Source organism: Thioclava sp. GXIMD4215, from assembly GCF_045291555.1.
Taxonomy (GTDB): Bacteria; Pseudomonadota; Alphaproteobacteria; order Rhodobacterales; family Rhodobacteraceae; genus Thioclava; species Thioclava litoralis.
On the sequence record NZ_CP149515.1, the window covers coordinates 2537720 to 2550870 of the forward strand.

Here is a 13151-nt window from a genome sequence, read left to right on the forward strand (position 1 = left end):
CGAAGATAAACGAAAGGGATGCAGGGTCAATCGAATGCAGCTCTGGGCTGTGTTCGAACTGTCTTGGGCGGGCGGATGGAAATCCGATTGCTGGGAGGGGGCAGTTTGCGCCATTATGCAGGGATGATCGTTTCACATGGCCGCCGCTATATTTTCGTGCATATCCCCAAGACCGGCGGCACGGCGCTGGCCTTGGCGCTTGAGGCGCGGGCGATGGCGCAGGATCTGATGCTGGGGGATACGCCCAAAGCGCAGAGGCGGCGCAAACGTCTTGCCGGTATTCCCACTGCGGGCCGCAAGTGGAAACATACGACGCTGGCGGACGGGATCGGCCTTTATACAGCGCAGCAGGCGCACAGCTATTTCACCTTCACGCTGGTGCGCAATCCGTGGGACCGGCTGGTGAGCTATTACCACTGGCTACAGGATCAGGCGTTCGCGCATCCGGCGGTGCAATCGGCGCAGCAGCATGATTTCCGCAGTTTCCTGTCCTTGCCGCATATCCAGCGCAGCCTGTCCGCGCATCCCTATACAAGCTATATGCAGTTGCCGGATGGCGAGGTCTGTTGTCGGGCATTTCTGCGGCTCGAGCATCTTGCCGAGGATATCGCCCCTCTGGAGGCGCATCTGGGATTTGCCCTCAGCCCGTTGCCCGTGGCCAACTCCTCGCGGCGGCGACGCGATTACCGCAGCTATTACGACAGCGCGCTGGCCGAATTGGTCGGGCAGGTCTGCGCGGCGGATATCGCGCGCTTCGGCTATCGCTTCGAGGATTAGCCACATGCCGGTCGCGGGCAAGTAGCAGGCAGGCGGTTGGCATAATCTGACACTGTCGCTGCCCTTAATTAACCTTAATTGCGCCCCTGATTTTCCATCACGGCAGGGTGAACTGGGCTGGCTCCCTCTTGGTCGGGGCGGTCTTGCGATGGAGATGGTTGTGTTTGGCTTGAAAGCGCGTCGGAATGAGAAAAGCTCTGTGCTGCGGTCTGGCATCGACACCCGCCCCAGTCTGCGACAGATGGTGCCGGTGCCGCAGGATGGCAGAACCGAAGGCATCTGTGCCGGAACGCTGATCCTGACAGAGCTGGGCTGGCGCACGGTGGAATCCCTGCAGGCCGGAGATGCGGTCATGACCTTCGATCACGGCTATCGCCCGGTGCGCAAGATCGCGCGGGGGCTGTCTCTGGCAGGGGGGGCGGACTGTCCGGATCACGGGCATGTCATGCATGTTCCGGTGGCGGCTCTGGGCAATCATAATCCGATGGTGCTGCAACCCGACCAGCATGTGATGATTGAAAGCGATCTGGCCGAAGAGGCGTTTGGCGACCCTTTCGTGCTGGTGCCTGCTGCCGCGCTAGAGGGCTATCGCGGCATCAGTGCCGCGCAAAGCGCCCAGAGGCTGTCGGTTTATACGGTGCAATTTGCCGATGACGAGGTGATCTATGTCAACGGGGCGGGGCTTGTGCATTGTGGGGGGCTGTCCAAGATCGGGCTGGAGCAGATGATCGGGGACAGCCTGCCGTCCTACATCTCGCTGCCGGTGCTGGCGGCGCGCGCCGTGGTCGATGCGCTGAAGGAGGCGGACGAGCAGTCCGCGCTTCTGGTCTAACACCCGGCACCGCCCCGCCGTCTTACAGCCGGTCTGCCGGAGATCCGGGCATCATGTCATAGGGATGCGCCCAGCCGGGCAGGGCGCTGATCCGGTCCAGCCAGCGCGCGATTGCGGGGTGGGTCTGGGCGCTATAGCCGAAGCCCTCGGGGTAATAGAGATAGGCGCAGCACGCGAAATCCGCGATGGAGGCGCTGCCGCCCACCAGCCAGTCCGATTTGGACAGATGGGTTTCCAGTGTCTGAAGCGCGGCCTGCACCCGCCCCGACAGCCAGTCGATGGCCGCATGCGGGCGTTTTTCTGCCGGAAGGAAATGCATCATAAAGCGCAGCGCCCCGAACTGGCTGGAGCCTTTGTGGTTATCCCAGAACAGCCAGCGCAGCACCTCGTCGCGGTTTTCGCCGCCGAAGCGTCCGGTCTGTTCGGCAATGCGGAGCTGCATCACCCCCGATTGTGCCAGAATTTCGCCCTCCAGATCGAGCACGGGGCATTCGCCCATCTCGTTCAGGGCGCGAAATTCGGGGCGACGGGTCTCGCCGTTGAAGAAATCCACATAGACCGGTTCCCAGTCGAAACCGGAAAGGGTCATCGTCAATGCGGCTTTATAGGCGTTTCCGGATTCCCCGAAACAATAGAGCTTTGCGGTCATGGCATCCTCTGGCCTGCTGGAACGGGTCCAGTATGCGCCCGAATGCCGCGAAGGTCACGCTTTGCGATCTGCCAGTTCGGCTTTGAACAGGCTCAGGCGCGCGGCAAGATTGTCGTCACGAAAGACCGAGCTGAAATTCTCGAAGAGGAAGGTCAGGGCCTCGTCTTGCGACAGCTCCGCGTCCTGCGCAAATCGCTGCAGGCGGCGATAGGCGTCATTGGTCATGGCAACGGGAAAGCGGCGGGTCAGTCGGAGACGTTTGGGCATGGAGATCCTGCGGTTTTCTTCCTTCTAGAGGCAGAATATGGCGGGATTTTGAAGCGCTGGAAGAACGACAACAGGGGGGCTGAGTTTTTGCCAAGAGTGGATTGGCCAAAGCCCCCCTGAGAACAGGCTGCCATGAAAAGGTGGCCGTTTGTCGGAATGGGTTACGAAAGGGATTGCATGAATGGTCAGGCGGCCGAACTTTCGGCGCGACGCGCCTCAAGCCGGTTTTCCCCTGACTCGATCTCTGCACTCAGCTCGTCAATAGCGGTTACAAGATCGTCGCGTTGCTGCTGCATTTCTTCAAGCCGGTTGCGCGCCAGTTTGAGCGTTTCGGTCAGCTGCGTCACCTGATTATCGCCAACGCTGTAAAGATCCAGAAGCTGGCGGATATCTTCGAGACTGAACCCGAACCGTTTGCCGCGCAAGATCAGCTTGAGTCGCGCGCGGTCGCGGCGGGTGAACAGTCGCTTTTGACCCTCTCGTATCGGGAACAGGAGTTCCTTACTTTCGTAGAACCGCAATGTGCGCGGGGTCACCTCGAAGGCGTCGCACATCTCGCGGATCGTCATCACTTCATTTTCCATCCGTGCCTCACACAGTTAATGCACAGGCAGCAGATGAATTTCCACCTATGCGATACTCGATATTTCAAAAGCAGCGCTGGTGGTGCAGCGCAACAATGCCCGACAAGATCGGTAGTAGGTATACATGAAAGGCTTTTTAAAAGGGGTAGATACGGACAAACTACCTATCCGCGATATGCATTCCCAAGCGTAAAAGATCAAGTTGCTTATATGTTACTGGCTCATGGCAAGCGCTTGTTCGCGCAAGTTGCGCAATTCCGATATAGTTTTGTCCAATTCGGCGCGTTGTTTCTCTAATGTGGCTAATTGCCGTTCCGACAGGTCCAAAAACACGCGTAATTGTTCTTCCGTGCCCTCGGTGTCGTAGATCTCCAGCCACTGGCGGAGTTCCTCCAGAGAAAAGCCAAATCTTTTGCCGCGCAGAATGATCGTCATCCGCGCGATTTCTCTTGGGCCATAAAAACGTTTTCGCCCCTCACGTGTGGGGGCGAGCAATTCGATATATTCGTAATATCGCAGGGTCCGAGGGGTGACTTCGAACTTTGCGCACATTTCCTTTAGGTTGAGCATTCGCCTTGCCATTCTTCTTTTCGGCGATACGCTAACAGCAATGGCCAGTATTTCAACCGCAATCAATGCGGGAATTCGTTGGGTGCGGCACTTGTGCTGCGGTGACGGCAGGCAGATAGTGTTAGCGTAGAAAGTCGGAGTTAGCACGTGAACACCACAAATAATCTAACAAATGACACGAAAAACGACAGTTTTCTGATGAAATCGTTTTTGGAAGGCCTGCCGCATTGCCGATCTTTGAATATGAAAGTCGTCGATGTGTCCTCGGGTAAGGCCCGTATGGTCTTGCCATATAACGAAAAGTTGATAGGAGATCCCGAAACCGGCGTCATTCATGGCGGGGCTGTTTCGGTGTTGATGGACACCTGCTGTGCCACGGCTGTCATGGCGCATCCCTCGCAGCCCCGAAGCACCGCAACGCTGGATCTGCGGATCGATTATATGCGTCCGGCCAAGCCGGGACAGAGCATTGTTGCCTCTGCAGAGGTCTATCATATCTCGCGCAGCATCGCCTTCGTGCGGGCCGTGGCGCATGACGAAAGCGACGCGTCGGGCGGTGTGCCGGTGGCGCAGGCCACGGCCGCCTTTACCGTCTATCTGCCCGAGGAGGCCAAAGCATGAAAACCCGTCTGTCTCCGGAACCTGTGCAGGTCATCAAGAAACGGCGCGACGAGGCGCTGCGGCAACTGGTGGCGGCGATCCCCTATATCAACTTCCTCGGGGTGGAATTCGACCGTCGTGGCGACGAGCTGACCGCGATCCTGCCGTTCAAGGAAAGCCTGATCGGCGATGCGTCGGTGCCGGCGCTGCATGGCGGGGCAACGGCGGCCTTCATGGAGATTACCGCGATTGTCGGTCTAAGCTGGTCCACCCTCTGGCCGGATTTCGAAACCGGAAAAGTGGCGCTGGACGGGCTGCCCCCCACGCCGAAGACCATCGATATCACGATGGATTATCTGCGTCCGGGCCTGCCGCGCGACGCCTATGCACGCGCCAAGATCACCCGTTCGGGGCGGCGGTATGCCAGTGTGTTTGTCGAAGCTTGGCAGGACAACCGCTTGCGGCCTATCGCGCAGGCGACGGGACATTTCCTAATGCCCGAACCGGCTGATCTGGCCGGCTAAAAGGAGCCTGCCCATGCCGGCTTCGCCCATCACCAACCGCCGTGTCTTGTCCATCGCCGTTCCGGTGGTGATTTCCAATGTGACGGTGCCTTTGCTGGGCCTCGTGGATACGGCGGTTGTCGGGCAGATCGGGCAGGCCGCGCCCATCGGTGCCGTGGGGGTGGGGGCGGTGATCCTGTCGTCGCTCTACTGGATCTTCGGGTTTTTGCGCATGGGTACGACAGGGCTTGTGGCGCAGGCGCATGGGCGGGGGGATGCGGTGGAAACCGCAGCCGGTCTTCTGCGGGCGCTGTTGCTGGCGCTTGTTGCGGGGGGCGGGCTCTGGATCGGGCAGCAGGCGCTGTTCGATCTGGCGTTCCGCCTTGCACCGGCCAGCGCCGAGGTCGAAAGCCTTGCCCGCACCTACCTGTCGATCCGCATCTGGGGCGCGCCTGCGACAATCGGGCTTTACGGGCTGATCGGCTGGTTGATCGCACTAGAACGCACGCGCACCGTTCTTATGATTCAGATTGTGATGAATGCGCTCAATGTGGTGCTGGATCTGGCGTTTGTTCTGGGGCTGGGCTGGGGGATCAAGGGCGTGGCCACGGCCAGCCTGATCTCCGAGATATTGGGCGCGGGGCTGGGTCTGTGGTTTGCGCGCGCAGCCTTCCTTCCCGCAGCCTGTGCGTTGGGCCGTCTGTTTGACCGTGCCGAACTGGGACGGCTGGTGCGGGTCAATACCGATATCATGATCCGCTCGGTTCTGCTGCAGGCCAGTTTCACCACCTTCCTGTTCATCTCGGCGGGGCGCGGGGATGTGGCTCTGGCGGCCAATCAGGTGCTGCTGCAATTCCTGCAGATCACCTCTTTTGCGCTGGACGGTTTTGCCTTCGCGGCAGAAAGCCTTGTGGGGCAGGCCGTCGGGGCGGGGTCGGTGGCGCGGCTACGACGGGCAGGCTGGCTGAACGGGTTCTGGAGCTTTGGTTTCGCCGTCCTTCTGGGGGTGGTCTTTGCCCTGCTCGGACCGCAGATCATCAATCTGATGGCGCGGGCCGAAGAGGTGCGTGCGCTCGCAAAACACTATCTGCCGTGGATGATGATCATGCCGCTGGCCAGCTTCGGCAGCTATATTCTGGATGGCATTTTTATCGGGGCCACACAGACCCGTGCCATGCGGGATGCGATGATTGTCTCTGTCGCCGTTTATGTGGCGGCGCTGTTCCTGATGGTGCCGCTTTGGGGCAATCATGGCCTCTGGGCGGCATTGATGGTGCTGAACCTACTGCGTGCGCTCAGCCTTGGGGCGCTTTATCCCCGCCTTGAAGCGCGCATCGTTTAGTTGACGATCTGCATGGCTTGCGCGGTGATCCACGCCACGGCGGCATAGCGGCCGGTTTTTGCCAGAAATACGATGGGCAGATAAAGCCAGAGCGACATCCGCAGGATGCCTGCGATCAGGCAGATTAGGTCTCCACCCGGGGCCCAGCTGAGAAACAGGATCCATAGGCCCCAACGGTCGAACCAGCGATGGCCGCGGTCAAGCTGCTTCTGGCTGGCGGGAAACCATTTGCGGTCACGCCAGCGGTTGACCTGCCGCCCTATGTAATAGGTGATCAGGGCGCCGAGCGTGTTGCCGATCCCCGCGATCAGGATCATCAATCCGATAGGTGCCGCCTGCGCGGTCTGCATTGCCACAAACACGATTTCGGATTGCGCGGGGATCGGAGTGGCCGCCAGAAGTCCGGAGAAGAACAGGCCGGTCAGGGAGGCGGATAGGTCGAACATAGGGGCTCCGTCGCAGGCATGGTGTGACCCTCGAAAGGGCACTCGTTGGGCCCGAAAAGCAAAACGGGCGATGACAGTAAAATGTCTCGCCCGTCGAGCCGGTTCCGTGAGTGATAAAACGGATCAGTTTGAGTCTTCTTCGCGCGGGTCGCGCGGGGGACGGCCAACGACGTCACGCAGGGCGTCAAGCTCGATGAAATTGTCGGCTTGGCGGCGCAGTTCGTCCGCGATCATCGGCGGCTGCGAGCGGATCGTGGACACGACCGATACGCGCACGCCTTGGCGTTGCAGCGCCTCGACCAGGGGCCGGAAATCGCCATCGCCGGAGAACAGGACCGCGTGATCAAGACGCGGAGCAAGCTCCATCGCATTGACGGCCAGTTCGATATCCATGTTGCCCTTCACCTTCCGGCGGCCCATGGAATCGGTGTATTCCTTGGCCGGCTTGGTGACCATCGCATACCCGTTGTAATGCAGCCAGTCGACCAGCGGACGGATCGGGGAATATTCTTCGTTCTCGAGCAGCGCGGTATAATAGAAGGCCCGAACAAGCTTGCCGCGGCGTTCAAATTCCTGACGCAACAGCTTGTAGTCGATATCGAACCCGAGCGACTTTGCCGCTGCGTAGAGGTTCGAGCCGTCAATGAACAGCGCAAGCCGTTCGTCTTTGTAGAACATGAAATCAAAATCCTTTCTATTTCACACTCGCTACAACACGGGCATCCAAAGTGGGGCCGGATGCCCAAAACTTCCCTACTCATTATTCGACGCGAGTGATACCGATCTCAGATAGCAATGCAGCTCGGTCATGGGTATCTGTCTAAATGGATAGTAACACGATTATCATCGCCTTCGGGGCCAATATGACATCCACTTTGGGTAGCCCATCTGATGCAATCAGGGAAGCCTTCAAACGGCTCTGCGTTGCGTCATTTCGTCCCGTGGCGATGTCTCGCTTTTATCGGTCGGCGGCCTATCCGGCGGGCAGCGGGCCGGATTTTGTCAACGCCTGTGGACTGTTCCGCGCTTCCGGCAGTCCTACTGACATATTGTATTTGCTGCATGAAATCGAAAGCGGTCTTGGCCGTGTGCGGCACGGGCGCTGGATGCCGCGGGTGATCGATATCGATCTGATTGATTGCGGTAACATCATTCATCCGTCCGATGTGACGTTGCGTCATTGGCGGGATTTGCCCTTCGAAGAGCAGCAAAAAGCTACTCCGGAGCAGTTGATTCTGCCGCATCCGAGGCTTGAGGATCGGGGATTCGTGCTGATTCCCATGCGGGAGATCGTCCCGAACTGGGTGCATCCGCTGACCGGACAGACACTGGAACAGCTTGTCGAGGCGCTTCCAGAATCACAAATTGCCGGGCTTTCCCCGCTTGTGGCCGACGATCTGCGCGAATGAGCGCTTGTCAACCGTGCTGTTTGTCCCTATGTAGGCAATTCAGACATTCCCCGAGATCCGACTGGAGTGACATATGGCCCGCGTGACGGTTGAAGATTGCGTTGACAAAGTCCCGAACCGTTTCGAACTGGTGATGCTTGCTGCCCATCGTGCACGCGAGATCGCCGCCGGTTCTGCCCTGACGGTTGATCGTGACAACGACAAAAATCCGGTTTGTGCGCTGCGTGAAATCGCGGATGAGACCCAATCCGCAGACGATCTGCGCGAACGTCTTATCGAGGCGAACCAGACCCAGATCGAAGTCGATGAACCCGAAGACGATCAGATGGCCCAGCTTATGGCAGGCGAGCCCGCCTCTGCCGACAAGCCGGCTGATGACGACATGAACGAAGAGCGGATGCTGCGCGCGCTGATGGAAGCGCAGGGCCGCGAATAATCTGATCTGTTGAATGGTATGCGGAACGGGCGTCAATGATCGAAGTCGAAGACCTGATCGCGCTCGTTCGCAACTACAACCCGCATACCGATGACGGGTTGATCCGTAACGCTTATGCTTACGGGCTGAAGATGCATGAAGGGCAGTTCCGCCGCTCGGGCGAGCCCTATTTCACGCATCCTGTCGCCGTTGCCGCGATCCTGACCGAGATGCGTCTGGATGATGCGACGATTGTCACGGCGCTTTTGCATGACACGATCGAAGACACCCGTGCCTCCTATGCCGAGGTCGCGGGGCTTTTCGGGGAACCTATCGCCGAGCTGGTCGATGGTGTGACCAAGCTGACCAATCTGCAACTGTCCTCATCCGAGACCAAACAGGCGGAAAATTTCCGCAAGCTGTTCATGGCGATGTCGAAGGATCTGCGGGTTATTCTGGTGAAGCTGGCGGACCGTCTGCATAACATGCGCACGATCAAGTCGATGAAGCCGGAAAAGCAGGCCCAGAAAGCCCGCGAAACCATGGAGATCTATGCGCCGCTTGCGGGCCGCATGGGGATGCAGTGGATGCGCGAGGAGCTGGAGGATCTGGCCTTCAAGGTGCTCAACCCCGAGGCGCGCACCTCGATCATCCGCCGCTTTGTCGGGCTGCAGAAAGAGACGGGGGATGTGATCCCCAAGATCTCGGGCGATATCCGTCTGCTGCTGGAAGAGGCCAAGATTGACGCCGATGTGTTCGGTCGGGCCAAGCGTCCCTATTCCATCTGGCGCAAGATGGAAGAGAAGCAGCTGGCCTTCTCGCGCCTGTCCGACATCTACGGGTTCCGCGTGATCACCAAGACCGAGGCCGAATGCTACCGTGTGCTGGGGCTGATCCACCACCGCTGGCGCGCCGTTCCGGGCCGGTTCAAGGATTACATCAGCCAGCCGAAAACCAACGGCTACCGCTCGATCCATACCACCGTGTCGGGTCGTGATGGCAAGCGCGTCGAGGTGCAGATCCGCACCCGCCAGATGCATGAGGTCGCCGAATCGGGGGTGGCCGCGCATTGGGCCTATAAGGATGGCGAGCGGTCCTCGAACCCCTTCGCGGTTGATCCGGCACAATGGATCACCACCCTGACCGAACGCTTCGGGGAGGGGGATCACGAGGAATTCCTCGAGAATGTCAAACTCGAGATGTATTCCGATCAGGTCTTCTGTTTCACGCCCAAAGGCGATGTCGTGAAGCTGCCCAAAGGGGCGACGCCGATCGATTTTGCCTATGCGATCCACACGCGGATCGGCAATTCCTGCGTCGGGGCGAAGGTGGATGGTATCCGTGTGCCGCTCTGGACAAGGCTCAAAAATGGTCAGTCCGTTCAGGTGATTACCGCTTCGGGGCAGCGGCCTCAGGCGACGTGGCTGGATATCGTGGGCACCGGTCGGGCGCGTGCGGCTATCCGCAAGTCGCTGCGCGAGGAAGACCGGACACGCTTTGTCAAACTGGGGGCCGAGCTTGCGCGTGTGGCCTTTGAACATGTCGGTCGTAAAGTCACTGATAAGGCGCTGCGCACGGCGGCACGGTCGCTCGGGCTGACCGACGAGACCGAGGTTCTGGCCCGTCTGGGTTCGGCCGAGATTGCCTCGGGCGATGTGATTGGCGTGCTCTATCCCGAGCTTGTGCACCGTCGTGAAGAAACGGTCGAACCGACGCGTGCCGTGATCGGGCTCGGGGCCGATCAGAGCTTTACCCGTGCGGGATGCTGTCAGCCACTGCCGGGCGAGCGGATCGTGGGGATTACCTATCGCGGGCGCGGGGTCGTGATCCATTCGATCGACTGCCCCGCTTTGGAAGATGTTGAAAGCGAACCCGAACGCTGGGTCGATCTGCATTGGCAGGGGGGGCAGCATCCGCCGGTCTATACGGCCTCGCTGAAGGTCACGATTTCCAATGACGCAGGGGTGCTTGGCCATATCTGCACGCTGGTTGGCCAGCAGAGGGCGAATATTTCCGATCTGAATTTTGTCGATCGGAAACCGGACTTTTACTCTTTGATTATAGAGGTGGAGTTGCGGGATATGGAACATCTGCACCGCCTGTTGACCGCGCTTGAAGCGGAAACAGATGTGGCACAGGTGGAACGTTGGCGCGATTTATCGCGCAAACCGTGACGATTGGCGGTTGCGTCTTACCTATAAGAAGGCGTTCATGGGGTCATGAGTGTCCGCATCGGGCGTTTCCCTGCGGATAGAAGGAAGTATTTCAGACGTGTTCAAGCGGCGTGAGAAAAAACCGATCCTGATCGCCGCGCGGGATGCTTTGTGGCCGCGCACGGGATGGTCCCGTGCGTTCCAGTATGTCAAGCACCGCATAAACCGTCTTCCCGACCGTCCCCAGCGCATTGCCCGCGGGATTGCGGCAGGTGTTTTCATCTCGTTTACGCCGTTTTTCGGGCTGCATTTCTTTGGGGCGGCTGCCATTGCGTGGCTGCTGCGCGGCAATATGATCGCCTCCATTCTGGGGACGTTTTTCGGCAATCCTCTGACCTTCCCGATCATCGCGGTTTTCTCGACGCAATTCGGGCGGCTGATTCTCGGGCAGGACCGTCCGCGTCAGGCTTTGGGGCAGGGCGGCTCTATCCTGACCCCCGATCCACAGGCGGCCAGCACGCTGGGCGAGGTTTTCGCGAGGGCAGGCCATGATCTGGTGCATAACTTCTGGGCGCTGTTTACACCTGCGCGACCGGAATGGGGCGGGTTGCACCAGTTTTTCTCCGATGTCTGGCTGCCCTATCTGGTTGGCGGGCTGCTGCCGGGGCTGATTGCGGCGGTGGTCATGTATTACGTCACCCTGCCGTTCATTTCGGCCTATCAGAACCGCCGCCGCGCCAAGCTGAAAGAGCGCCTTGAGCAGGCGCGTGCGAAACTGGCGGCCCGCTCGCGCGAACGCAGTGAACGGCGTGTCGCAGGGCGCACGAATGACACGGCTGCCAAGCACGAGGGCTGATCGGCCCATGTCAGATTGGGGTTCAATCTGGCGCATAGACACGCCATACTCTGCGCCGGATGATTGCCTTGAAGGTTGGCCCTGAAATGTCGAAGAAACTACGTCTTGGCGTGAATATTGATCACGTCGCTACAATCCGTAACGCGCGTGGATCGTCCTATCCCAGCCCGGTGCGGGCGGCGAAGCTGGCGGAAGCGGCGGGGGCCGACGGGATTACGGCACATCTGCGCGAAGACCGTCGCCACATCCGCGACAGTGATATCGAAGCTTTGCGGGCCGAACTGAGCACGCCGCTGAATTTCGAAATGGCGCCCACGCCCGAGATGCAGGCGATCGCGCTGCGTCATATCCCGCATGCCTGCTGCATTGTGCCCGAAAAGCGCGAAGAGGTCACCACCGAGGGCGGGCTGGATGTGGCCGCAGATCAGGCGCGGCTGACGGAATATGTGAAGCCGCTGGTCGATGCGGGGATCCGTGTGTCGATGTTTATCGGCCACGAACCCGCCCAGATCGAGGCTTCGGCCCGCATCGGCGCGCAGGTGATCGAGCTGCATACGGGCCATTACTGCGATATGCATTTCGCGGGCCGCTTTGACGAACGCGATGCCGAGCTGGAGGCGCTGGCGGCAGGGGCGGCCTATGCGGCCGAGCTGGGCCTGGAGGTGCATGCCGGCCACGGGCTGACCTATGACACGGTTTCGCCGGTGGCCGCGATCAAGCAGATCCGCGAACTGAATATCGGTCATTTCCTTATTGCCGAAGCGGTGTTTCTCGGGCTACGTCCCGCCGTTGAACATATGCGCCACCTGATGGATGCGGCGCGCGGATAAACGAGTTTTTGCGGAAATCATTCAATGAATTATCTACGTTACCTTGCCTGTTTTGTGGGCGTGTCGGTTCTGGCCTCGGTGCTGCTTGCGGTGCTTCGGACGGCTGGTGTGCCGCTTTCGGGGGCGGCTTTCGGTGCGGTGCCGATCCTGGTCGCCGCGATGGTCGAGGGGCAGGGCTTTGCGCGTAAATACCAGCGCAGTCCCCGTGCGGGCGAGGCGTGGGGTTTTGCACTGAAGGCCTTCGTTCTGGTGGCGCTTGTCGAACTGGGGCTGGGCACGCTGGCATGGTTTTTCCTGCCCGGGGCACAGGCGGGCGTTTCTGCTGGGCAACTGCCGTTGTTTCTGGCGATCATTTTCGGGCTGACGTTTCTGCTGGTGGTTCTCATCTCGCGCTTCTTCTTTAGCACCAGTGCGAAGAACTATCTGAAAGCGATGGAGAAAAAGGCGCAGAAGCTGGCCAAGAGACAGGCGAAGGCATGATTATCGGCATCGGCAGCGATCTGGCCAATATCGAGCGTATCCAGAATACGCTCGACCGTTTCGGGGACCGGTTCCGCAATCGCGTTTTTACGCCGGTAGAGCAGGCCAAGGCCGATGCGCGGGCGGATGTGGCGGGCACCTATGCCAAACGCTGGGCCGCGAAAGAGGCCTGTTCCAAGGCGCTTGGCACGGGCTTGCGCATGGGAATTTCGTGGAAGGATATGGCGGTGACAAACCTGACCACCGGCCAGCCCGTGATGGAACTGACCGGCTGGGCCGCCGAACGGCTTTTGCAGATCACGCCTGCCGGTCACGAGGCAGTGATCCATGTGACATTGACGGATGATCATCCTTGGGCGCAAGCCTTTGTTGTGATCGAGGCACGGCCTCTTTCCACCCCTTCCGGTGCTGGCCTTTCTTGACAGCGCGCGCGCATCG

Annotated in this window: 18 protein-coding genes; 12 read left to right on the forward strand and 6 right to left on the reverse strand. The window is 59.7% G+C overall.

Annotated elements, in window-relative coordinates:
* Positions 1-123: 123 nt before the first annotated feature.
* Together WDB86_RS12625 and WDB86_RS12630 are read left to right on the forward strand one after the other, a co-directional pair.
* Entirely contained in the window at positions 124-777 is a 654-nt protein-coding gene (locus WDB86_RS12625; protein WP_406737048.1) for a sulfotransferase family 2 domain-containing protein, read from the forward strand.
* Between the two features lie 199 nt (positions 778-976).
* Complete coding sequence (locus WDB86_RS12630; protein ID WP_406736081.1) at positions 977-1609, forward strand: Hint domain-containing protein; 633 nt, start codon at positions 977-979, stop codon at positions 1607-1609.
* Positions 1610-1631: 22 nt separating this feature from the next.
* Here WDB86_RS12630 and WDB86_RS12635 read toward each other — a convergent pair whose 3' ends face one another.
* From WDB86_RS12635 to WDB86_RS12650, 4 genes are all read right to left on the reverse strand, one after another.
* The gene (locus tag WDB86_RS12635) at positions 1632-2258 is read right to left on the reverse strand and encodes a glutathione S-transferase family protein (protein ID WP_406736082.1); all 627 of its coding nucleotides are present in this window, start codon (positions 2256-2258) and stop codon (positions 1632-1634) included.
* Positions 2259-2312: 54 nt separating this feature from the next.
* Entirely contained in the window at positions 2313-2525 is a 213-nt protein-coding gene (locus WDB86_RS12640; protein WP_339108150.1) for a hypothetical protein, read from the reverse strand.
* Between the two features lie 185 nt (positions 2526-2710).
* Entirely contained in the window at positions 2711-3109 is a 399-nt protein-coding gene (locus tag WDB86_RS12645) for a MerR family DNA-binding transcriptional regulator (RefSeq protein ID WP_339108149.1), read from the reverse strand.
* Between the two features lie 213 nt (positions 3110-3322).
* Positions 3323-3691 (reverse strand): MerR family DNA-binding transcriptional regulator, encoded by a 369-nt coding sequence (locus WDB86_RS12650; RefSeq protein ID WP_406737049.1) that lies wholly within the window; start codon positions 3689-3691, stop codon positions 3323-3325.
* 231 nt (positions 3692-3922) lie between these two features.
* Between WDB86_RS12650 and WDB86_RS12655 the strand changes: the two genes are divergently transcribed.
* Genes WDB86_RS12655 through WDB86_RS12665 form a run of 3 tightly spaced genes read left to right on the forward strand, consistent with a single transcriptional unit; the run spans position 3923 to position 6124 of the window.
* Entirely contained in the window at positions 3923-4300 is a 378-nt protein-coding gene (locus WDB86_RS12655; protein ID WP_339108148.1) for a PaaI family thioesterase, read from the forward strand.
* Positions 4297-4803 (forward strand): PaaI family thioesterase, encoded by a 507-nt coding sequence (locus WDB86_RS12660; RefSeq protein WP_339108147.1) that lies wholly within the window; start codon positions 4297-4299, stop codon positions 4801-4803. Before WDB86_RS12655 ends, WDB86_RS12660 begins: the two co-directional genes overlap by 4 nt.
* A gap of 13 nt (positions 4804-4816) precedes the next feature.
* On the forward strand, positions 4817-6124 hold the full coding sequence (locus WDB86_RS12665; protein WP_406736083.1) for an MATE family efflux transporter: 1308 nt from the start codon (positions 4817-4819) through the stop codon (positions 6122-6124).
* Here the strand turns inward: WDB86_RS12665 and WDB86_RS12670 are convergent.
* Together WDB86_RS12670 and WDB86_RS12675 are read right to left on the reverse strand one after the other, a co-directional pair.
* A complete protein-coding gene (locus tag WDB86_RS12670; RefSeq protein ID WP_339108145.1) occupies positions 6121-6570 on the reverse strand; it encodes a YqaA family protein in 450 nt (149 codons plus the stop codon). The genes WDB86_RS12665 and WDB86_RS12670 overlap by 4 nt on opposite strands.
* 123 nt (positions 6571-6693) lie before the next feature.
* The gene (locus tag WDB86_RS12675; RefSeq protein WP_339108144.1) at positions 6694-7248 is read right to left on the reverse strand and encodes an NYN domain-containing protein; all 555 of its coding nucleotides are present in this window, start codon (positions 7246-7248) and stop codon (positions 6694-6696) included.
* Between the two features lie 146 nt (positions 7249-7394).
* Between WDB86_RS12675 and folK the strand changes: the two genes are divergently transcribed.
* From folK to acpS, 7 genes are all read left to right on the forward strand, one after another.
* A complete protein-coding gene (gene folK, locus WDB86_RS12680; RefSeq protein WP_406736084.1) occupies positions 7395-7979 on the forward strand; it encodes a 2-amino-4-hydroxy-6-hydroxymethyldihydropteridine diphosphokinase in 585 nt (194 codons plus the stop codon).
* A gap of 73 nt (positions 7980-8052) precedes the next feature.
* Positions 8053-8415 (forward strand): DNA-directed RNA polymerase subunit omega, encoded by a 363-nt coding sequence (gene rpoZ / locus WDB86_RS12685; protein WP_339108142.1) that lies wholly within the window; start codon positions 8053-8055, stop codon positions 8413-8415.
* 35 nt (positions 8416-8450) lie between these two features.
* Complete coding sequence (locus tag WDB86_RS12690; RefSeq protein ID WP_339108141.1) at positions 8451-10568, forward strand: bifunctional (p)ppGpp synthetase/guanosine-3',5'-bis(diphosphate) 3'-pyrophosphohydrolase; 2118 nt, start codon at positions 8451-8453, stop codon at positions 10566-10568.
* A gap of 97 nt (positions 10569-10665) precedes the next feature.
* On the forward strand, positions 10666-11403 hold the full coding sequence (locus WDB86_RS12695; RefSeq protein WP_339108140.1) for a DUF2062 domain-containing protein: 738 nt from the start codon (positions 10666-10668) through the stop codon (positions 11401-11403).
* 86 nt (positions 11404-11489) lie between these two features.
* A complete protein-coding gene (locus tag WDB86_RS12700; RefSeq protein WP_339108139.1) occupies positions 11490-12233 on the forward strand; it encodes a pyridoxine 5'-phosphate synthase in 744 nt (247 codons plus the stop codon).
* A 24-nt stretch (positions 12234-12257) separates the two neighbouring features.
* Positions 12258-12713, forward strand: a complete 456-nt coding sequence (locus WDB86_RS12705) for an ABZJ_00895 family protein (RefSeq protein ID WP_339108138.1) — start codon at positions 12258-12260, stop codon at positions 12711-12713.
* Positions 12710-13135, forward strand: a complete 426-nt coding sequence (gene acpS, locus WDB86_RS12710) for a holo-ACP synthase (RefSeq protein ID WP_406721253.1) — start codon at positions 12710-12712, stop codon at positions 13133-13135. Before WDB86_RS12705 ends, acpS begins: the two co-directional genes overlap by 4 nt.
* The last annotated feature ends 16 nt before the right edge of the window (positions 13136-13151 follow it).

Bases quoted from the DNA above. Each gene is read 5' to 3' on its own strand.
- WDB86_RS12700 (WP_339108139.1), top strand. From the start codon at position 11,490: ATGTCGAAGAAACTACGTCTTGGCGTGAATATTGATCACGTCGCTACA.
- rpoZ (WP_339108142.1), top strand. From the start codon at position 8,053: ATGGCCCGCGTGACGGTTGAAGATTGCGTTGACAAAGTCCCGAACCGT.
- WDB86_RS12635 (WP_406736082.1), bottom strand. From the start codon at position 2,258: ATGACCGCAAAGCTCTATTGTTTCGGGGAATCCGGAAACGCCTATAAA.
- WDB86_RS12670 (WP_339108145.1), bottom strand. From the start codon at position 6,570: ATGTTCGACCTATCCGCCTCCCTGACCGGCCTGTTCTTCTCCGGACTT.
- WDB86_RS12690 (WP_339108141.1), top strand. From the start codon at position 8,451: ATGATCGAAGTCGAAGACCTGATCGCGCTCGTTCGCAACTACAACCCG.
- WDB86_RS12675 (WP_339108144.1), bottom strand. From the start codon at position 7,248: ATGTTCTACAAAGACGAACGGCTTGCGCTGTTCATTGACGGCTCGAAC.
- WDB86_RS12625 (WP_406737048.1), top strand. From the start codon at position 124: ATGATCGTTTCACATGGCCGCCGCTATATTTTCGTGCATATCCCCAAG.
- WDB86_RS12640 (WP_339108150.1), bottom strand. From the start codon at position 2,525: ATGCCCAAACGTCTCCGACTGACCCGCCGCTTTCCCGTTGCCATGACC.
- WDB86_RS12665 (WP_406736083.1), top strand. From the start codon at position 4,817: ATGCCGGCTTCGCCCATCACCAACCGCCGTGTCTTGTCCATCGCCGTT.
- WDB86_RS12645 (WP_339108149.1), bottom strand. From the start codon at position 3,109: ATGGAAAATGAAGTGATGACGATCCGCGAGATGTGCGACGCCTTCGAG.
- folK (WP_406736084.1), top strand. From the start codon at position 7,395: ATGGATAGTAACACGATTATCATCGCCTTCGGGGCCAATATGACATCC.
- acpS (WP_406721253.1), top strand. From the start codon at position 12,710: ATGATTATCGGCATCGGCAGCGATCTGGCCAATATCGAGCGTATCCAG.
- WDB86_RS12705 (WP_339108138.1), top strand. From the start codon at position 12,258: ATGAATTATCTACGTTACCTTGCCTGTTTTGTGGGCGTGTCGGTTCTG.
- WDB86_RS12655 (WP_339108148.1), top strand. From the start codon at position 3,923: ATGAAAGTCGTCGATGTGTCCTCGGGTAAGGCCCGTATGGTCTTGCCA.
- WDB86_RS12650 (WP_406737049.1), bottom strand. From the start codon at position 3,691: ATGGCAAGGCGAATGCTCAACCTAAAGGAAATGTGCGCAAAGTTCGAA.
- WDB86_RS12660 (WP_339108147.1), top strand. From the start codon at position 4,297: ATGAAAACCCGTCTGTCTCCGGAACCTGTGCAGGTCATCAAGAAACGG.